We start from the raw sequence: 19,556 nt of genomic DNA on the forward strand, positions 1-19,556 counted from the left end.
TTCGCGCGCCAACGATGATCTTGCGGCTATGATTACAGAACTTTTTATTGTCGTGGCGCTTATTGCGCTGAACGGTGTTTTGGCGATGTCAGAGCTGGCGGTTTTGTCGGCGCGCCCGGCGCGGCTTAAGGCACTGGCGGGCAAAAGCCGTGGTGCCTCTGTGGCGCTGCGCTTGGCGGAAAACCCCGGGCGGCTGCTGTCTACCGCGCAAATCGGTATCACTTTGGTCGGCGTTTTGTCGGGCGCGTTTTCGGGGGCGACCTTGGGCGCGCGGCTGGCGGATTGGCTGCTGATGCAAGGCGTGGCGGCGGATTGGGCTGCGACCTTTGGCGTCGGCGGCGTGGTGGTGGTGCTGACTTATGTGTCTTTGGTGGTTGGCGAATTGGTGCCAAAACAGATCGCACTGCGCAATGCCGAAGCCATCGCGATTTGGGTGGCGCCGATTTTGGCCGGTCTAAGCCTGTTGGCTGCGCCTTTGGTTTGGCTGCTGGATGGGTCGAGCCGATTGTTGCTTTGGCTGCTGGGGCAGGGCGGCGCGCAAGACAACCGTGTCACCGAAGAAGAGGTGCATTCGCTGTTGACCGAAGCCCATGCCGGCGGCGTGCTAGAGGATGGCGAGCGCGAGATGATGGCGGGCGTGATGCGGCTGGGCGATCGCGCCACCCGCGCACTGATGACGCCGCGCCACGAGATCACCATGCTGGATCTAGAGGCAAGCTCGGCCGAAGCGGTGGCCGCCATTCGCAAAATCGCGCGGCCGCGCATGCCGGTGCAAAGCCGCGAGACCGGCGAGGTGGTGGGGATTGTCACGCTTGCCGATGCCTTTCAGGCGGTGTCGCGCCGCGAGGCCTTGGATCTGCGCGCGCTGCTGCGCGATGTGCCGGTGGTGTCAGAACTGTCGGACGCTTTGGATGTGCTGGCGATCTTGCAAAAAAGCCGCGATCATTTGGCTTTGGTCTATGATGAATATGGCACCTTTCAGGGCATTATCACCACTGATGATGTGCTAGAGGCGATCACTGGGGCGGTGCGCTCGTCTGAATTGGACGAACCGGCGCTGGTCGAGCGGGGCGATGGCAGTCTGATCGTTTCGGGCTGGATGCCTGCGGACGAGCTTTGCGACCGGCTGGCGCTGTCGCGCGATCTGGCGGGGGAATATGACACGGTGGCGGGGCTGGTGCTGCACCAATTGGGCCGCATTCCTGCCTTGGGCGATGCGCTGCTGGCCGAGGGCTATCGCTTTGAAGTGGTGGATCTGGACGGCCTGCGGATCGACAAGGTCTTGGTGACAAAGGCTTAAGCCCGGCAGGGTCGGGGGGCGGCGCACGGCCCCCCCCAAGCGCCTTATTGCAGATAGCTCATCGGATCGACGGAATCGACGCCCTTGCGCACTTCGAAATGCACGAATGCGGGTTCGGCGTTGCGCACGGCTGCAATGGTTTGGCCGCGCTTGACCGCAGCGCCCTTGGCGACCTTAAGCCCGTCAACCCCGGCATAGACCGTCAGAATGCCATCGGCATGGCGGATCACGACGATTGGCGTGCCGGTTGTGTCTTTGGTGATTGCCGCGACCACGCCATCGGCTGCCGATTTCACCGCCGTGCCCGCAGGGGCTGCAATGTCGATGCCGTCGTTCTTTTTCTTGACATAGCTGCGGATGATTTTGCCCTGCACGGGCATCTCGAAGGCTGATGCCGAGACGGCGGTGCGGTCTTTGCCAAGGTCTGCCACGGGGGCAGGCGCGGCGGTTTGCGCAGCGGGCTGGGTCTTTTCGGCGGGCAGCGGTGTTTTTGCCGAGGGCGGCGGCGCCAGCGGTGTTGGCGTGCCCGGAGCTGTGGCTGTCTCGGCCACCAAATTGGCTGGTGGCGCGCTTGAGGTTGGAATGATCAGATATTGCCCCTCGCGCACTTCAAGATCGGTGCCAAGGCTGTTCCATTCGCCCAAAGACCGCACTGGCACACCGTAAAGCCGCGCAATGGTAAAGGCGGTTTCGCCGCGCTTGACCTGATGGCGGATCGGCTGGGACTGCAAGGTTTGCGGCTGCACTTGCTTGCTGGTGGGAGTGGCGGCAGGGCTTTGGGCATCGACACGGTTCAATGCAGTGGTGGCGATGGTGCTGACGTCAACCCGACCGGGGGCTGCGGTCTCGCCGATCACGCCGCCGGTGGTGGGAATGTCGGCGGCGGCCACACGGGTGGGCAGCGCCAAAACCTCGCCCGCCCGCAGGGTATCAGCTGGGCGCAACGCATTATAGCTGGCCAGCTGATCTGGCGGCACGCCAACGCGCTTGGCCAGGCTCATCACCGTGTCATTGCGCTGCGCCAGTGCCACTTGATAGGTGGGATAAGAAATCACGCCGCGCGCATCGGCCTGCGGGCGTTGGTCCAAGGCGCTGACGGCTGCCACCGAGGTATCGCCCGAATTTGGCCCGGTGCGCAGATCCCAATCCAGCGGATTGCTGGCATTACAGGCCCCAAGCATCAAAAGCGCCGTCAGCCCCAAAGCGGGCCGCACAAGCGCGCTGGGGCGGGTCGAGAATGCAAGGGTCTGATGGGTCATGCTGGCCTCTTTACTTTGGCCCGCGTTGTCTCGCGGGGCTTTCATTCGCTGCTGATACCTTCAAGCAAGGGCACAAAGCGCACCGGCCGAAGTTCTTCGTAATCATAGCCCGTGGCAAGGCGGGTCACTTTAATCAGATGTTGCACAGTATCGGACTGGCCCACAGGCACAACCATGATACCGCCAAGCTTTAACTGCGCCAAGAGCGGTCCGGGCGGGTCTTCGGCCGCGGCAGTCACGATAATGCGATCAAAAGGCGCGGTTTCGGGCAACCCAAAGCTGCCATCGGCCGACATCGCCACGATATTGACCAAACCAAGCTCGCGAAACAGCTCTTGCGCCTCGCGCACAAGCCGGCGGTGGCGGTCCACGGTATAGACCCTGCGCGCCAGATGCGCCAGAATAGCGGCCTGATAGCCAGAGCCAGTGCCAACCTCGAGCACGGTGTCGCGCGGCTGCACATTTAGCGCTTGGGTCATGATGCCAACGACTGACGGCTGACTGATGGTCTGGCCGCAAGGGATCGGCAGCGGCATATCCTCATAGGCGCGTTCGGCAAACAGCCCGCGCACGAACAGCCCGCGATCCACCGCTTCCATCGCCGACAGCACACGGCTGTCTGTTACCCCGCGCGAGCGCAGCGCGAACAGAAACCGCATTTTCTGTTCTGCGGCCGAGCCGTCCTGAGGCGCGTCGTTTTCGCTCATGCAAGCCGCTCGGTCAGATCGGCCAGCAGGTCATGCGCGGTCAGATCGCAGCGCAGCGGCGTGATCGAGATATAGCCGTCAAGATTGGCATGCACATCGGTGCCCGGCAGCGTCGGCGTGGCCTGCGCGCCGCCCTTGATCCACAAGAACCGCTTGCCCGAGGGGGCTGTGTAAGGCTCGATGCCAAAGCTGACATCGCGGCGAAAGCCTTGGGCGGTGACGCGGCTGCCTTTGACCAGATGCGCAGGGCAGGGTGGGAAATTCACGTTATAGAACACGCGATAATCGTCATTGGTCCAGATCGCCCGTTCCAGCAGATTGCGGATGACGGTTGCACCGTGGGTGGCTGCGGCCTCAAACGGATCGTCCAAGCCATTGGTGGCCGCGCCCATATATTGCGATAGCGCAATCGCAGGGATGCCGTGCAAGGCCGCCTCGATTGCCGCACCAATGGTGCCGGAATACAGCACATTCTCGCCCGCGTTGTTGCCGCGATTGACGCCAGACAGCACCAGATCGGGCTTATGGCCGCCCAGCACATCGTAAACCCCGGCAAGCACGCAATCAGCAGGCGAGCCTTCGACCGCATAGCGCCGCTCGGCCAGCTTGGCGTTGATCATCGGATGGGTATAGCTGATGCAATGGCCGACGCCGGATTGTTCAAAGGCGGGGGCGACTGTCCAGACCTCGCCCTGCGGGCCTGCCAGCTCGGTGGCGATCTTGGTCAGGGTCACAAGCCCCGGGGCGTTAATGCCGTCGTCATTGGTGATCAGAATGCGCATGGCGTCCGCCTATAATGTTTGGCTTGGTGATAACGGCAAGCGGGGCGTGGGGCAAGCACTGCTGGTGGTTTTGACAAGTCAAACCGCAATCTGTGCTATATTGGACAGGGATTTTGCCGCCAAGGCTGCGGCTTTGCTGCCAGAGCCTTACGCCCATCTCTTTTGCGCCGATTTGCGCGATTTCGCAGTGTTTTGGCGTTTGACCCTTGATCCGCGCCATCCTTGGGGGCATGTATTTGCGGCAGTCCGCAGAATTCTCGCCCTGACCTTAAGGATGATCCTATGCCCGTCTATCGTTCCAGAACCACCACCCATGGCCGCAATATGGCGGGCGCGCGCGGGCTTTGGCGCGCAACGGGGATGAAGGATGGCGATTTTGGCAAGCCGATCATCGCGATTGTGAACTCTTTCACCCAATTCGTGCCGGGTCACGTTCACCTGAAAGACCTTGGCCAAATGGTGGCCCGCGAGGTCGAGGCCGCAGGCGGTGTCGCCAAAGAATTCAACACCATCGCCGTCGATGACGGCATCGCGATGGGGCATGATGGCATGCTTTATTCGCTGCCCTCGCGCGAATTGATCGCGGATTCGGTGGAATATATGGTCAATGCCCATTGCGCCGATGCGATGGTGTGCATTTCCAACTGCGATAAAATCACCCCCGGCATGCTGATGGCCTCGATGCGGCTGAACATTCCGGTGGTCTTTGTGTCCGGCGGGCCGATGGAGGCCGGTAAGGTCGTGATCGACGGCAAGGAACTGGCGCTGGATCTGGTCGACGCCATGGTGGTTGCGGCGGACGATTCCGTGTCGGACGAACATGTGGCAGCGGTTGAGGCTGCGGCCTGCCCGACCTGCGGGTCCTGCTCGGGGATGTTCACCGCCAATTCGATGAACTGCCTGACCGAAGCGCTGGGGCTGTCGCTGCCCGGCAATGGCTCGACGCTTGCGACCCATTCGGCGCGCCAAGAGCTGTTTTTGAAAGCTGGCCGCGTCATCGTTGACATCACCAAGCGCCACTACGAGGGCAACGAAAAAGGCCTGCTGCCGCGCGATATCGCCAGCAAAGCCGCCTTTGAAAACGCGATGACGCTGGACATCGCGATGGGCGGGTCGACCAATACCGTGCTGCATATTCTGGCCGCCGCCCATGAGGGCGGGATTGATTTCAACATGGATGACATCGACGCCCTAAGCCGCCGCGTGCCGGTGCTGTGCAAGGTCGCCCCCGCCAAGCAAGACGTTCACATGGAAGACGTCCACCGCGCAGGCGGGATTTTTGCGATCTTGGGGCAGCTCGATGCCGCAGGCCTGTTGAACCGCGATTGCCCGACCGTGCATGCGCCCAGCTTGGGCGCCGCGATTGACCTTTGGGACATCAGCCGCTCGAACGATCCCGCGGTAGAGGAGCTGTTCCTTGCAGCTCCGGGCGGCGTGCCGACGCAAGTCGCCTTTAGCCAAAGCCGCAAATGGGCCAGCCTTGACCGCGACCGCGAAAACGGCGTGATCCGTTCGGCCAAAACCCCGTTCTCGAAGGATGGCGGTTTGGCGGTGCTGTCGGGCAATATCGCGCTGGAAGGCTGCATTGTGAAGACCGCAGGCGTCGATGACAGCATCTTGGTTTTTGCAGGCCCCGCACGGGTGTTTGAAAGCCAGAACGCCGCTGTTGAGGCGATTTTGTCCAATAAGATCAACAAGGGCGATGTCTTGGTGATCCGCTATGAAGGGCCAAAGGGCGGGCCGGGGATGCAGGAAATGCTCTATCCGACCAGCTATTTGAAATCCAAAGGTCTGGGCAAGGATTGCGCGCTGTTGACCGATGGGCGTTTTTCGGGCGGCACCTCGGGTCTGTCGATTGGCCATGTCTCGCCAGAGGCGGCTTCGGGTGGCTTGATCGGTTTGGTCAATGAAGGCGACCGGATCGAGATTGATATCCCCAACCGCTCGATCCAGCTGATCGTTTCAGAGGCAGAGCTTGCCAGCCGCCGTGCGGCGCAAGATGCCGCCGGTTGGAAACCTGCCAAGCCGCGTGCGCGCAAAATCTCGCAAGCGCTGCGGGCTTATGGGCTGTTTGCCACCTCGGCGGCGACCGGGGCGGTGCGGCAACTGCCCGACGAATAAGGCGGGCCTCAGGATTTGAAAAAGGGCCGCAGCTGATGCGGCCCTTTTGCGTTAGATGATCGCTGTCTCGAAAAACGGGCGGTTCTGGGTGATACGGTCAAAGCCAAAGGGGCTGAGATCCAAGCTGCGATAGCCGCCATAGGTCAGATATTCGGCGGTGCCGCGCCCCATGGCCGGGCTTTGTTGCAGGCCGTGGCCGGAAAATCCGTTCAGAAAGAAAAAGTTCGCAACCTCGCTGTGCGGGCCGGTGATGGCGTTTTGATCCAGCGTGTTGAAATCATAATGCCCCGCCCATTCGCGCTGTACCTTGATCGCCTCGAAGGCGGGAATGCGGGTGGCAAGCAGGGGCCAGATATGGTCTTGCCACAGCGCGTGATCCATCTCGAAATCGTCAAATTCGACCGTTGGATCGGCCTCGGTATGACCGCCCGCCATATAGGTGGTGGCACCGTCTTGGCGCACATGCAGACCAGACGGGTCGATGGTCAGCGGCAGCGGCCGGTCGAGCGGCGTCTCGGCGCTAAACACCCAAGTAAAGCGCTTGCGCGGGGCAATCGGGATGCTGATCCCTGCCATTGCCGCCGTCACCGCCCCGCGCGTGCCCGAAGCATTGACGATCTGGCCGCAAGCGATCACCTCGCCCGATCTCAGCGTGACACTTTCAACCCGCGTGCCGGCGGCGTTTTTGGTGAGGGCTACAACCTCATTTGCCAGATACTCGACCCCGCCCGCGCGCGCGCCGCGACGGAATTGGTCAAAAACGGTGATGCCGTCAAAATACCCCTCGTTGACGGTGTTGATCGAGCCCAAAATCAGATCGTCAGTGTTGTAAAACGGGTATTCCGCCTTGATCTGATCGGCCGTCAGCAAGCGCGTGGCGGATCCTGCGGCGGCCTGCACCGCATGGCTTGCGCGCAAAACCTCGGCAAAAGCCGGGCTGTCGGCCAGATACATATAGCCAAAGTTCTGGATCTTTAGGCTGGGCGCACCCGATGCAGCCCCCATATAGCGCGGCAGGTTTTGCACAAATTCCGCGCCAAACTGCGAGATCTGCACATTCAGCGGGTTGGAAAACTGCTGGCGGATGCAGGAATTGGTATGCGAGGTCGCAGCCAAAGCATAGCTTGGGTCGCGTTCAATCACCAAGACCGAGCCGTTGAAATCGGCATTCTGCGCCAAAAACCAAGCGGTGGCCGAGCCAAGCATGGCCCCGCCGATGATGATGACGTCATAGGAAGATTTCGCGGGGGTATCGCTGCGCAGGGCGGTCATGGCGGCTTTCATAAAGGGCGGGCGCAAGCACAGGCTGCGCCGCAGATTGGCTTTGCCTCGATATATCTCTTGCTTAGCGCTTTGGTGCAAATCAAATTCGCAGGCCGTTGGTGCCTTCCGGTGAATAGGCGGGGGCCTTGCCGCGCGATAGGCCCCCGCCAAGCCTAAGCTGGCTGGATCATTCAGTAAAAGCGGTGGTCACATCGGTGTCGCGGTTGTATTTCAGCGTCAGCTTCGAGATGTCGCAAAGGTTCAGATTGCTCCAGACTGTGGCGGGGTAATCTTCGGTCCAATCCACCTTTACGTCCCACATGCAGCTGTCTTGGCCTTCGTCAAAGGTGATGTCGACGGCCGCGCCATCTTCCAAAATATCGCGGCCCATCACATCCTCGGTCCAGACGTTGCTGGCATTGGCATCAATGTAGACGGCGCGAATATCATAGCCGGTTTCATTGTCGATCGTGAAGTCCAGCCCGCTGGCGATGGCAGAAGTGCCAAGGCAGCATGACAGGGCGATTGCGATATAACGCATTGGTTTCACAATAAAACTCCTAAAATTTGGCGAATTGCCAATTTTAGGTAACCACGCCTCGCGCCCCCCAGCAAGACAATACTGGCGCCGCTTTTCAAGCCTCCCCCCGCAGCGCAAAGCTGCACCACGGGGGGGCTTTGCACCCCTAAAGCTTATCTGCCGTGCGCAGATCGAAATCCGAGGCATCATGGCGCTCGCGCAGCTGTTCCGAGGCAGGGCCCCAAGTGCGGTTCACAATGCGCCCGCGTTGCACGGCAGGGCGCGCGCGCAGCTCGGTCGCCCAACGCAGCAGGTTTTTATACGACCCGACATCCAGAAACTCGCCCGCGTTATAGGCCTCGCCCATAACCAAATTGCCATACCATGGCAGGGTCGCCATATCGGCGATGCTGTACTCATCGCCGCCCAGATAGCGGTTCTGCGCCAGCTCGCGGTCCAGCACATCCATCTGACGCTTGGCTTCCATCGCAAAGCGGTTGATCGGATATTCAAACTTTTCCGGCGCATAGGCGTAGAAATGGCCAAAGCCGCCGCCCAGATAGGGGGCCGAGCCTTGCAGCCAGAACAGCCAATTCATCACTTCGCTGCGCGCTTTCAGATCCTTTGGCAGGAAATGGCCAAACTTTTCAGCCAGATACAGCAAGATCGCGCCAGATTCGAAAACCCGAATGCCCGTGGTGGTGTCAAACAGAGCCGGGATTTTCGAATTTGGGTTCACCGCTACAAAGCCAGAGGAGAACTGATCGCCCTTGCCGATATCAATCAAAAACGCATCATATTCCGCGCCGGTTTCCCCCAGCGCCAACAACTCTTCCAGCAGGATCGTTACCTTTTGGCCATTGGGCGTGCCCAGCGAGTAAAGCTGCAACGGATGGATGCCGCGCGGCAGCTCTGCGTCATGGGTGGCGCCTGCAATTGGGCGGTTGGTGCCGGCCCATTTGCCGCCATTTTCTTTGTCCCAGGTCCAGGTTTTGGGCGGGGTATAGGGCGTATCTGTCATGTGATGCTGCCTGTCTTTTAAGAGGAGGCCGCAAGGAAGGCGACCGAACGCGGCCAGCATAGCGGCAGCGGCGCGCGGTTTCTATCGCCATTTCGGCCCATCGCGCAGGCTTGATGACGCGCGTCTGTCCTGGCGGGCTTGATCTTGCCGCGCTGCATTGGACTTTGGCGGGAACAGGCCTAGCTGAGGCAAATGAAACCCGCACAAACCCCCGCAGAAACCTCTGTCCTTTATAACGCCGCCTGTCCTGTCTGTAACTTTGAGATACAGCATTACGCCCGCTATGCGGGGGAAAACCGGCTGCCGATCCGCTTTGACGATCTGAATTCGGCGGCCTGCGCGCTTTGGGGGCTTGAGGCAGATCAGGCGGCGCGGCGGCTTTATGTCTTGCATGACGGAAGCTTAAGTTCTGGCATTCCGGCGTTTCGCGTGCTTTGGGCGCAGATGCCGCGTTATCGCTGGCTGGCGTGGTTTGTCGGCTTGCCGGGGGTGTTTCAAAGCGCTTGCGCGCTTTACGATCACGCGCTGGCGCCGCTGATCTACCGGCTGCACCTGCGCCGCTTGCGCAAAAACGCCAGCCAAGGTGAGGGCCAAGCATGAGCGCAGATGTGCCGTCACAGGACAAAGGCGCCGCGGTGCCCAGCGGGCGCGGCGCGCGGTTTTTGCAATTTGGCCGCATTGCGACGGGCATTATGGGGGGCGTGGCGGCAGGTGGCTTGCGATCTTTGGCCAGCGGCAAGCGGCCTGATCTGGCCGAGCTTTTGTTCACTCCTGCCAATGGCTTGCGCTTGACCGATGGGCTGTCGCATCTGCGCGGGGCGGCATTAAAACTTGGCCAGATGCTGTCGATGGACACAGGTCTTGTGTTGCCCGAAGAGATGACAGCGCTTTTAAGCCGAATGCGCGATGATGCCCGCCACATGCCGCCCAAACAGGTGCAAACCACGCTGAACGCTGAATGGGGGGCGGGCTGGTACAGCCGCTTTGCGCGGTTCGATGTGCGCCCCTTTGCCGCCGCCTCGATCGGGCAGGTGCATCGGGCGGTGACGCGCGATGGTCAAGATCTGGCGATCAAGGTGCAATATCCCGGTGTGCGTGCCAGCATCGACAGCGATGTCGACAATATGGCGACGCTGTTGCGTCTGCCCGGGCTGGTGCCGCGCGGGATGGATCTTGCGCCCTTGCTGGCCGAGGCCAAGCGTCAGTTGCATGCCGAGGCCGATTATCAGGCCGAGGCGCAGCATCTGGCCCGCTTTGGTGCGGTGCTGCAAGGATCAGATATCTTTGCCCTGCCCAGTCTGCACCTGCCCCTTTGCACGCCGCAGGTCTTGGCGATGAGCTATGTGCCAAGTGCGCCGCTGGACAGTTTGGTCGGCGCACCACAGGCGCTGCGTGATCGGGTGGCGGCGGCGCTGATCGAGCTTGTGCTGCGCGAGCTGTTTGTGTTTGGCGCGATGCAGACCGATCCCAACCTTGCCAATTATCGCTATGATCCGACGACAGAGCGCATCGTGCTGCTGGATTTTGGCGCGGTGCAGCCGATTGCGCCAGAGCTTGCGGCGCAGTTTCGCGCGCTTGCGCGCGTCGCGCTTTTGGGCGGAGCCGAAGCGACGCGCGACGCCATGTTGCGCATTGGCTATTTCAGCCAAGCCACCGCGCCGCAGCATCAGGCGCTGATCCAAGCCATGTTCGAGACCGCGATGGCGCCGCTGCGCCAAGATCAGCCGTTTGATTTTGGCCAAAGCGATCTGCTGGAGCGTTTGCGCGATATGGGGCTTGCGATTGGCCGCGACCGCGAGCTTGCGCATGTGCCGCCCGCCGCCACGCTGTTTTTGCACCGAAAGATTGGCGGCATGTATCTGATGGCCGCCAAGCTGAAGGCCCGCGTCGCGCTGCGCCCGCTGGTCGAGACCTATTGCGCCGATATCTCTTCTCCTCAAGCATGAGACCCTTCCGATGACAGACTGGATTGCAACCCGCGCCGAGGGTGAAAAGATCATGGCAGCCTTTGCCCCTCGCATGGGGCGGCGTTATGCCAATGGCCGCAACACTGACCTTGGCGCCGGCGCGCATCAAGCGGTGTCACTGCTTTCGCCCTATGTGGCGCGCCGGCTGGTGCTAGAGAGCGATCTGGTGGCGCTGGCGCTGGCCAATCACGGGTCCGAGCATGCCGAAAAGTTTATCCAAGAGGTGATCTGGCGCGGCTATTTCAAGGGTTGGCTGGAACGCCGCCCGCAGGTCTGGGACAGCTATTGCACTGGGCTTGCGGCTGATCTGGCCGCACTTGAACGCGACCGCCGCCTGCGCCGAGATGTTGATCGTGCGATGAACGGCCAGACAGGGCTTGACTGCTTTGATGCTTGGGCGGCCGAACTGCTAGAGACCGGCTATCTGCACAATCATGCGCGGATGTGGTTTGCTTCGATCTGGATCTTTACGCTGGGGCTGCCTTGGCGGCTGGGGGCGGATTTCTTTTATCGCCACCTGCTGGACGGCGATGCTGCGTCAAACACCCTGGGCTGGCGCTGGGTGGCGGGGCTGCACACCCGCGGCAAACCCTATCCGGCCGAGGCGCAAAATATCGCCACCTTTACCGCAGGGCGCTTTGCGCCGCGCCCAAGCGATCTGGCGCAAGTGACCCAAGGGCTAGAGGCAAGCGAGCCAGATGGCTTGCCGCCCGTGCTGGCGTTGCGCGCGATCACGCCGCCAGACCCGCGCCAGCCCACGGCCTTGCTGATCACCGATCAAGATTGCAGACCAGAAGATTTCGACCTTGCAGAGCTTGATATTCGTGCCACAGCCAGTTTGGCCAGCAGCGCACTGCGCTCGCCGCTTCTGGTCTCGGATCTGGTGACGCGCTTTGAGGCATCGGCCTTGGCGGATGCCGCGCTGCGGCTTGGCGGCACGACTTTGGCCTTGCAGGCGGGCGATCCTGCCGCTTTGGCCAAATGGGCCGCAGCCGCGGGGGCTCGCCAGATCGTCACGCCCTATGTCACCCGCGGCCCGCTGAAAGACTGGCTGGATCAGGCCACCCCCGCCTTGACCGCCCAAGGCATCAGCCTGTGCGAATGGCAGCGCGATTGGGATAGGGCGATCTGGCCGCATGCCACCGCAGGGTTTTTCAAGGTCCGGCAAAAGATCCCGCAGATTTTGCAAAGCCTGCTGTCTTTGCCCGAGGCGGGATAACCAAGCGCTTGGCGCTGTGCGCTGACTTGCGGCGCAGCTGCGCCTTAGGCTGCGGCAATCCTATCACGCCTTCCGCCTGCCGATGATTTCGTGTCATACTGCGGCTCGGAAACGGCGGAAACCGGCCAAGGCGAGGCGAAAGTGCAGGACTGTGGAAATGGCGAAGATGCAAGAAAAATCAGATATTTCCAATAGTTATCGCCTGAGCGTCGCCCCGATGATGGATTGGACCGACAGGCATTGTCGGTATTTTCACCGCCTGATGACACGGCGGGCGATGCTTTACACCGAAATGGTGACAGCGCCTGCGGTGCTGCATGGGCCGAAAGATCGTCTGTTGGATTATTCTGCCGCTGAACATCCCGTCGCGTTGCAACTGGGTGGGTCTGATCCGCGCGAGCTGGGTCAAGCGGTGGCGATTGCGCAAGATTGGGGCTATGACGAGATCAACCTGAACGTCGGCTGCCCGTCAGATCGGGTGCAATCGGGCTGCTTTGGTGCGGTGCTGATGGAGCGGCCCGCGCTGGTGGCCGACTGCGTTGCGGCGATGATTGCCAATTCTGATGTGCCGATCACGGTGAAATGCCGCATTGGCGTCGATGATCAAGACCCCGAGCAGGTCTTGCCGCAGTTTCTTCAGACCGTAGCCGCCGCAGGGGTGACGCATTTCATCATCCACGCCCGCAAGGCTTGGCTGCAAGGTCTAAGCCCCAAGGAAAACCGCGAGGTGCCGCCGCTTGACTATGATCTGGTGTTGCGGATGAAGGCGGCTTTTCCCGAGCTGACGATTTGCATCAACGGCGGTGTCTCGACGCTGGCGCAGGCGAAAGGCCTGCTGGATCAGGGGCTTGACGGGGTGATGGTGGGCCGCGCCGCCTATCATGACCCTGCGGCTGTGCTGGTGGGGGCGGATGCGCTTTGGGGCGAGCAGAGCGGTTTCGATGTCTTTGGCGCGGTCGAGGCGATGCGGCCCTATATCCTTGATCACATCGCGCAGGGCGGCAAGCTGCACCAGATTACCCGTCATATGCTGGGGGTTTTTGCCGGCCGTGCGGGCGCGCGGGGCTGGCGGCGGGTGCTGTCAGAGCGTGCCAACAAACCCGGTGCTGGGCTCGAGGTGCTGGACGCGGCGTTGGCCGAGTTGGAGCATGCCGCCGCAGGGGGGCTGGCGCTGCGCGAAGCCGCGGTCTAGGCTTTGCCAACTCATAAGGAGAGACCCGATGCCCGATCTTGCAACGCTTTTGCCCATGGTGGCGCTTTTGCTGGCAATCGGCGCGATTGCGGGGGTGATTGCGGGGCTTTTGGGGGTGGGGGGCGGCATCGTGCTGGTGCCTGCGTTTTTCTACACCTTTGCGCATCTGGGCTATCAGGGGCCAAAGCTGATGCAGATTTGTGTGGCAACCTCGCTTGCCACCATCGTTGTGACCTCGGTGCGATCGGTGCTGGCACATTCCAAAAAAGGCGCGGTGGATTGGGCGTTGTTGCGGGCTTGGCTGCCGTTTATCGTGCTGGGGGCCTTGGCGGGCACGCTTTTGGCTTCGCAGGTTAAATCGCTGACCTTGCAGGTGATTTTCGCGGTTCTGGCGCTGATTGCCGGGCTTTATCTGTCGTTTGGGCGCGCGCAGTGGCGGCTCGGGGATGGCATGCCGGCGCAGCCTTTGCGCGGGGTTTATGCGACATGTCTGGGGTTCTTTTCGGCGATGATGGGGATTGGCGGCGGCACCTTTGGCGTGCCCTTGATGAGCCTTTACGGCGTGGCGATCCACCGCGCTGTGGCCACGGCGGCGGGCTTTGGCATTTTGATCGCGGTGCCCTCGGTGGTGGGCTTTTTGCTGCTGCCGGTATCGGGCGCGCCGCCGTTTACGCTGGGGGCGGTGAATATTCCGGCGTTCTTGCTGGTGATTGCGATGACGCTGATCACCACGCCTTGGGGGGTCAAGCTTGCGCATGCCATGGACCCCAAGCCGTTGAAGCGGGCCTTTGCGGTGTTCATCATGCTGGTGGCGCTGAACATGCTGCGCAAGGTGTTTTTCGGCTAAGGCCTTGGCTTGGGCCAAGATTGCGCCATATCCCCTTTTCTGAACGCAAGCGGGGAAGCTATGGCAAAGATGCGAAAGAAGGCGGATTTGCCGATGAAAACATGCGCCTGCTGCGGCTTGCCGTTTAGCTGGCGCAAGAAATGGGCCCGCGATTGGGACAGTGTCAAATTCTGTTCCGACCGCTGCCGTGCGGCCAAATCGGCGGGCAAGCCATGACGCTGCGGTTGGTTTTGGGCGATCAGCTGACCCGCGGACTTTCAGCGTTGCAGGGTCTGGGCGCGGGCGATGTGGTGCTGATGGTCGAGGTCGCCGAAGAGGCGAGCTATGTGCCGCATCACAAGCAAAAGCTGGCACTGATCTTCTCGGCGATGCGGCATTTTGCGCAAAGCCTGCGCGAAGAAGGCGTTACGGTCGATTATGTGACACTGGATCACCCGGACAATTCGGGCAGCTTTGGCGGCGAGGTGGCCCGCGCCGTGGCGCGCCACAAGCCAAGCGAATTGGTCGTGACCGAGGCCGCAGAGTGGCGGGTGTTGCAGATGATGCAAGGCTGGCAGGGCCGTTTCGGCCTGCCGGTGCAGATCCGCGACGACGATCGCTTTTTTTGCAGCCGCGCCGATTTCGCCCAATTGACGGCCGCGAAAAAGACCGGCCGGATGGAGTATTTCTACCGCGAGATGCGCAGACGCAGCGGCCTTTTGATGCAAGACGGCGCCCCCACCGGCGGGCAATGGAACTTTGATCCTGAAAACCGCAAATCCCTGCCCAAGGGCCTGCGCCCGCCCGCGCGGCTGCGCTTTGTGCCCGATGCCACCACCCGCGAGGTTTTGGCGATGGTCGAGCAACGCTTTTCAGGCAACTTTGGCGATCTGGCGGGCTTTGGCTGGGCGGTGACCCGCACCGAGGCGCTGCAAGCCTTGCAGGATTTTATCGACAACGCCCTGCCGCAGTTTGGCGATTATCAAGACGCGATGAAGGCGGGCGAGGATTTTCTGTTTCATGGGTTGATCTCGCCCTATCTCAACTGCGGCCTTTTGCAACCGCGCGAGGTTTGCGCGGCCGCCGAAGCCGCCTTTGCCGCAGGCAGGGCCCCGATCAATGCGGTCGAGGGCTTTGTGCGCCAAGTCTTGGGCTGGCGCGAATATGTGCGCGGGATCTATTGGACCGAGATGCCCGCTTATGCCGCCAGCAATCATCTGGGTGCTGTCCGCGATCTGCCGGCGTTTTATTGGACGGGGGCGACGCAGATGCGCTGCATGTCCGAATGCATCGGTGTGACACAGCGCACGGGCTATGCGCATCATATCCAGCGGCTGATGGTGACGGGCAATTTCGCGCTGCTGGCAGGCATTGAACCCGCGCAGATCGAGGCTTGGTATCTGGCGGTCTATGTTGACGCCTATGATTGGGTCGAATTGCCCAATGTTCATGGCATGGTTTGCCATGCCGATGGCGGGCGGTTGGGCTCGAAACCCTATGCGGCCTCGGGGGCCTATATCGACCGGATGTCGGATTATTGCGGCGGCTGTGCCTATGATGTGAAGCAAAAGCTGGGGGCGGGGGCTTGCCCGTTCAATTACCTGTATTGGAACTTTCTGATCGCCAACGAGCCGGTGCTGGCGCGTAATCCGCGCATGGCGCTGGCCTATAAGAACCTTGCAAGATTGGACCGCGCGCCGATTGTCGCGCAAGCGCAGGCGTTTTTAGCCGGCGATCCGATGCTGGCGCAGGGCGGTTTGGGGATTTAGTCGGCTTGGCCCAACCGCGCCATGCGCCCACCGCGCCGCTGGGTGATTTGGCCTGCGCGCGCTGGCAGCTCTGCCATGATGGCTTTGCGGGTGTCAGGGGTCATCCGCGACCAAGCTGAAATCTCGTCAATGCTGCGAAAACAGCCGACGCAGAGACGCGATTGCGGCTGCACCACGCAAAGCTTGACGCAGGGGCTGTCGATTTCGTCGCGTTTCCAGATCTCATCCATCGGCTTTGTCCATATAGGTCAGGCGGTCGAGCGCACCTTGCAGAATATAGCCTGCTGCGACCTGATCTATCACCTCGCGGCGACGCATTCGAGACATATCCGCCTCGATCAGCGCGCGTTCGGCGGCAACGGTGGACAGCCTCTCGTCCCAAAAGGTGATCGGCAGCGGCGTCAGCTTTTCCAGATTGCGCGCAAAGGCTTGGGTCGATTGCACCCTTGGGCCGGGGCTGCCGTCCATATTCAACGGCAGGCCAAGGATGATGCCGCAGACGTTGCGCTCGGTCAGCACCGCCAGCAATTCGGCGGCGTCTTGGGTGAATTTCACCCGCCGCACGGTGTGAATAGCCGTGGCCACGCTGCGCCGCAGGTCCGAGACCGCGATGCCGATGGTCTTGTCGCCCAGATCCAGCCCGCAGATCGCGCGGTTGGGTTTCAGCAGGGCGGCAAATTCGGCGATGTCGGTCAAGATCATGGGGTGATCCCTGCGGCCACGGCGGCCGCTTTGATCTGGTCAAGCGCTGCTGCGTCATCCTTGAACACGGCTTGCGCACGATCATAGGCCTCGCGCCCCTGATCGGCCTCGCCCAGCACCGAAAGCGCGTTGATCAGCTTAAGCCATTCGGGCAGCGCGCCGCCTTCGCTGTAAAGCCGGCTTTGCAATTGCCCGACCATGCCCTTGATCATGGCTTGGCGGTCTTCGGGCGCCATATCAGCGGCGGCGGCAACGTCAGCGGCATTGGGGCCTTTGGCCGCAGGCGCGCCCATTGGCGGGTTCTGGGCGGTCTTTAGCGCGGAGACGAGGGCTGCGTCCAAAGTTGCAGCCTCGGCGGGCAGGGCGGCTTTGGCTTGATCGGTGGCGGTTTTGGCGCGATCTGCTTCGCCCAAGACGCCAAGCGCGTTGATCAGCTTGACCCATTCTTCCACCGGCCCGCCTTCGGTGGACAGACGGTCCTCCAGCTGCGCCACCATGCCTTGGATCATCGCTTGGCGGTCCGCACCCGACATTTGCCCAGCGGCGGCGACATCCCCTGCATTCGGACCGCGCCCCGTATCGGGCAGCTGGTATTTGATACCGGCGCGATCGGCGACCTCTTGCAAGCCCGCGCGAATAGGCCCGATCCAGACTGCATCGGCGGGGCCTTCGGCCAAAAGTGGTTCCCACAGCGCAAAGGCGCGGTCGAAGCGGCCGATCTGGGCAAACATCAGCCCCGAAAAATAGCGCGCCAGCCCGTTTTTAGGATCGGCTTGCAGCACCACAATCAGATGCTTTTCCGCCTCGGGCGAGACAAAACCGCCTGCCGCCACGATCATGGTTTGGGCAAGCCCAAGGTGGTCGTCCAGATTGGCATTGTCGCCCTTGACCTCGACCAGATGCTGATAGGCTTTGCGCGCGGCAATGAAATCGCCCAGCTGCGCCTCGTTCTTGGCCAGCAGCGCCAGACCCTGCACATCATCTGGGCGGGTTTTGACCACGGCGCGCAGCTGCGCCATCAATGCGGTGAACTGCGGATCGGCCTGCGCAAGCGTTGGGGCAGGGGCTGCGGCTTCGGCGGCCTCTTGCGAGGGGCGGTTGCGATAATTCTCGTCGCTGATCGCAAGCCGCGCTTGCAGCGGCAAATCGGCATAGCCCGGCGCGCCAAGGCGGTTATAGACCAAAAGCGTCGCCGCCAGCACCGCGATGATCAGCAAAACCGCTGGCAGCGCCGAGCCCTTGCCGCCCTTCGGGGCCGCGTTTTGCAAGGCGCGGTCGGCGTCCAGCAGGCGGCGCGACACCTCGACCCGCAGCCGCTCGGCTTCGGCGGCCGAGATCACATTGCGGCCAAGGTCGCGGTCAACTTCGGCCAGCTGATCGGTATAGACCTTTAGCGCTGCACCATCATCGGCCTGCGCATCGCCCCGCCGCAAGGCTTGCAACAGCGTCGCCGCAATGCCCGCCGTGATCGCAGCCGCTGCCGCCCAGAATTGCCAATTGTCCATGCCACGCTCCTTCAGTCTTGCCCTGATGTAGGCGGTTTGGCCGCTTGGCAAAAGGGGAGATTCCGCCGCAGGCGTCATTCTGCGACGGATGTCGTAATTTTCCCGATTGTGCCGCTGGCATGTCGGGGTAAAAGCGGCAATCAAGAGATAAGCGCGCAAGCAAACCATAGGGGGCCGCCCATGAAACGTTATTCAGTTTTCGCCATCGCCAAAGAAGCCATGACGCATCACATGGGCTGGGAGCGGGCTTGGGCCTCGCCGCTGCCGAAAAAGTCTTATGATGTCATCATCATCGGCGCGGGTGGCCACGGGCTTGCGACGGCCTATTACTTGGGCAAGAATTACGGCATCACCAATGTGGCGGTGATCGAAAAGGGCTGGCTGGGCGGCGGCAACACTGGGCGCAACACCACGATCATCCGCTCGAACTACCTGCAAGACAGCTCGGCCGCGATCTACGAAAAAGCGCGCTCGCTTTACGAGACGATGTCGCAGGATCTGAACTATAACGTGATGTTCAGCCCGCGCGGGCTTTTGATGCTGGCACAGACCCATCACGAAATTCGCGGCTATCAGCGCACCGCCCATGCCAATGCCCTGCAAGGTGTCGCCACCGAATGGATCGGGCCGCAGCGGGTCAAGGAATTGGTGCCGATCATCAATATCGACGGGCCGCGCTATCCGGTGCTGGGCGCGCTTTATCAGGCCCGCGGCGGCACCGCGCGTCACGATGCCGTGGCTTGGGGCTATGCACGGGCCTGCTCGGCTATGGGGATGGACATCATCCAGCAATGCGAAGTCACCGGCGTTACCTCGGAAGCTGGCAATGTCACCGGCGTGAACACCACCAAGGGCTTTATCGGCTGCAAAAAACTCGGCGTTGTGGTGGCGGGGCATTCGGGCCAAGTCGCTGATATGGCAGGCTTCCGCCTGCCAGTTGAAGCGGTGGCGCTGCAAGCTCTGGTCTCCGAGCCGATCAAACCCTGCATGGATGTGGTGGTGATGGCCAATACCGTGCACGGCTATATGAGCCAGTCTGACAAGGGCGAGATGGTGATCGGCGGCGGCACCGACGGGTTTAACAACTTCACCCAGCGCGGCTCGTTCCACCATATCGAAGAAACCCTGCGCGCGCTGATCGAAACCTTCCCGATGATCTCGCGGCTGAAAATGCTGCGGCAATGGGGCGGCATCGTCGATATGACCGGCGACCGCTCGCCGATCATCTCGAAAACCCCTCTGGGGAATTGCTTTATCAACTGCGGCTGGGGCACCGGCGGCTTCAAGGCGATCCCCGGATCCGGCTGGGCGATGGCCGAGCTGGTCGCCAAAGGCGAGCCGGGCCCCCTGGCCGAGGCCTTCAATATGTGGCGCTTCAAAGAAGGCCAGTTCATCGACGAATC

General features: G+C 61.6%; 19 protein-coding genes. 10 read left to right on the forward strand and 9 right to left on the reverse strand.

Annotated elements, in window-relative coordinates; translation table 11 throughout:
- Window positions 1–28 precede the first annotated feature (28 nt).
- On the forward strand, window positions 29–1,300 hold the full coding sequence (locus V7Q10_RS01125) for a hemolysin family protein (protein WP_333867193.1): 1,272 nt from the start codon (window positions 29–31) through the stop codon (window positions 1,298–1,300).
- Window positions 1,301–1,344: 44 nt separating this feature from the next.
- Here the strand turns inward: V7Q10_RS01125 and V7Q10_RS01130 are convergent, their stop codons facing one another.
- From V7Q10_RS01130 to surE, 3 genes are read right to left on the reverse strand one after another with little or no spacing between them, the layout of a single operon-like run.
- A complete protein-coding gene (locus V7Q10_RS01130) occupies window positions 1,345–2,559 on the reverse strand; it encodes a peptidoglycan DD-metalloendopeptidase family protein (RefSeq protein ID WP_333867194.1) in 1,215 nt (404 codons plus the stop codon).
- Between the two features lie 41 nt (window positions 2,560–2,600).
- Window positions 2,601–3,266 carry a protein-L-isoaspartate(D-aspartate) O-methyltransferase gene (locus V7Q10_RS01135; protein ID WP_333867195.1) on the reverse strand — a complete coding sequence of 222 codons (666 nt, stop codon included), beginning with the start codon at window positions 3,264–3,266 and terminating at the stop codon, window positions 2,601–2,603.
- Window positions 3,263–4,048 (reverse strand): 5'/3'-nucleotidase SurE, encoded by a 786-nt coding sequence (surE, locus tag V7Q10_RS01140; RefSeq protein WP_333867196.1) that lies wholly within the window; start codon window positions 4,046–4,048, stop codon window positions 3,263–3,265. Before surE ends, V7Q10_RS01135 begins: the two co-directional genes overlap by 4 nt.
- 282 nt (window positions 4,049–4,330) lie before the next feature.
- Here surE and ilvD point away from each other — a divergent pair, with 282 nt between their 5' ends.
- Entirely contained in the window at window positions 4,331–6,169 is a 1,839-nt protein-coding gene (gene ilvD / locus V7Q10_RS01145) for a dihydroxy-acid dehydratase (protein WP_333867197.1), read from the forward strand.
- Window positions 6,170–6,220: 51 nt separating this feature from the next.
- Here the strand turns inward: ilvD and V7Q10_RS01150 are convergent, their stop codons facing one another.
- The 3 genes from V7Q10_RS01150 to yghU form a co-directional block, all read right to left on the reverse strand.
- On the reverse strand, window positions 6,221–7,441 hold the full coding sequence (locus V7Q10_RS01150; protein WP_333867198.1) for an NAD(P)/FAD-dependent oxidoreductase: 1,221 nt from the start codon (window positions 7,439–7,441) through the stop codon (window positions 6,221–6,223).
- A 178-nt stretch (window positions 7,442–7,619) separates the two neighbouring features.
- A complete protein-coding gene (locus V7Q10_RS01155) occupies window positions 7,620–7,982 on the reverse strand; it encodes a hypothetical protein (protein ID WP_333867199.1) in 363 nt (120 codons plus the stop codon).
- 136 nt (window positions 7,983–8,118) lie between these two features.
- Window positions 8,119–8,973 (reverse strand): glutathione-dependent disulfide-bond oxidoreductase, encoded by an 855-nt coding sequence (yghU, locus tag V7Q10_RS01160; RefSeq protein ID WP_333867200.1) that lies wholly within the window; start codon window positions 8,971–8,973, stop codon window positions 8,119–8,121.
- 192 nt (window positions 8,974–9,165) lie between these two features.
- Here yghU and V7Q10_RS01165 point away from each other — a divergent pair, with 192 nt between their 5' ends.
- From V7Q10_RS01165 to V7Q10_RS01195, 7 genes are all read left to right on the forward strand, one after another.
- Window positions 9,166–9,573, forward strand: coding sequence for a thiol-disulfide oxidoreductase DCC family protein (locus V7Q10_RS01165; protein ID WP_333867201.1), 408 nt, complete (start codon window positions 9,166–9,168; stop codon window positions 9,571–9,573).
- A complete protein-coding gene (locus tag V7Q10_RS01170; RefSeq protein ID WP_333867202.1) occupies window positions 9,570–10,919 on the forward strand; it encodes an ABC1 kinase family protein in 1,350 nt (449 codons plus the stop codon). The genes V7Q10_RS01165 and V7Q10_RS01170 overlap by 4 nt, the downstream gene beginning before the upstream one ends.
- Window positions 10,920–10,929: 10 nt before the next feature.
- The gene (locus V7Q10_RS01175; RefSeq protein WP_333867203.1) at window positions 10,930–12,159 is read left to right on the forward strand and encodes an FAD-binding domain-containing protein; all 1,230 of its coding nucleotides are present in this window, start codon (window positions 10,930–10,932) and stop codon (window positions 12,157–12,159) included.
- Between the two features lie 157 nt (window positions 12,160–12,316).
- On the forward strand, window positions 12,317–13,351 hold the full coding sequence (gene dusA, locus V7Q10_RS01180) for a tRNA dihydrouridine(20/20a) synthase DusA (protein ID WP_333867204.1): 1,035 nt from the start codon (window positions 12,317–12,319) through the stop codon (window positions 13,349–13,351).
- 28 nt (window positions 13,352–13,379) lie between these two features.
- Window positions 13,380–14,198, forward strand: coding sequence for a sulfite exporter TauE/SafE family protein (locus V7Q10_RS01185; protein ID WP_333867205.1), 819 nt, complete (start codon window positions 13,380–13,382; stop codon window positions 14,196–14,198).
- Window positions 14,199–14,258: 60 nt separating this feature from the next.
- Entirely contained in the window at window positions 14,259–14,414 is a 156-nt protein-coding gene (locus V7Q10_RS01190; protein ID WP_333867206.1) for a DUF2256 domain-containing protein, read from the forward strand.
- Window positions 14,411–15,946: a cryptochrome/photolyase family protein gene (locus V7Q10_RS01195; RefSeq protein WP_333867207.1), complete on the forward strand. Its 1,536-nt coding sequence runs from the start codon at window positions 14,411–14,413 to the stop codon at window positions 15,944–15,946. Before V7Q10_RS01190 ends, V7Q10_RS01195 begins: the two co-directional genes overlap by 4 nt.
- Here V7Q10_RS01195 and V7Q10_RS01200 read toward each other — a convergent pair.
- Genes V7Q10_RS01200 through ccmI form a run of 3 tightly spaced genes read right to left on the reverse strand, consistent with a single transcriptional unit; the run spans window position 15,943 to window position 18,153 of the window.
- Window positions 15,943–16,176: a DUF1289 domain-containing protein gene (locus V7Q10_RS01200; RefSeq protein WP_333867208.1), complete on the reverse strand. Its 234-nt coding sequence runs from the start codon at window positions 16,174–16,176 to the stop codon at window positions 15,943–15,945. The genes V7Q10_RS01195 and V7Q10_RS01200 overlap by 4 nt on opposite strands.
- Complete coding sequence (gene ruvX, locus V7Q10_RS01205) at window positions 16,169–16,648, reverse strand: Holliday junction resolvase RuvX (RefSeq protein WP_333867209.1); 480 nt, start codon at window positions 16,646–16,648, stop codon at window positions 16,169–16,171. Before ruvX ends, V7Q10_RS01200 begins: the two co-directional genes overlap by 8 nt.
- Window positions 16,645–18,153 (reverse strand): c-type cytochrome biogenesis protein CcmI, encoded by a 1,509-nt coding sequence (ccmI, locus tag V7Q10_RS01210; RefSeq protein ID WP_333867210.1) that lies wholly within the window; start codon window positions 18,151–18,153, stop codon window positions 16,645–16,647. The genes ruvX and ccmI overlap by 4 nt, the downstream gene beginning before the upstream one ends.
- A gap of 180 nt (window positions 18,154–18,333) precedes the next feature.
- Here ccmI and V7Q10_RS01215 point away from each other — a divergent pair.
- A partial coding sequence (locus V7Q10_RS01215) for a sarcosine oxidase subunit beta family protein (protein WP_333867211.1) occupies window positions 18,334–19,556 on the forward strand: 1,223 nt, incomplete at its 3' end.

Origin of the sequence: Cypionkella sp. (assembly GCF_036782355.1) — a bacterium.
Classification (GTDB): domain Bacteria; phylum Pseudomonadota; class Alphaproteobacteria; order Rhodobacterales; family Rhodobacteraceae; genus Cypionkella.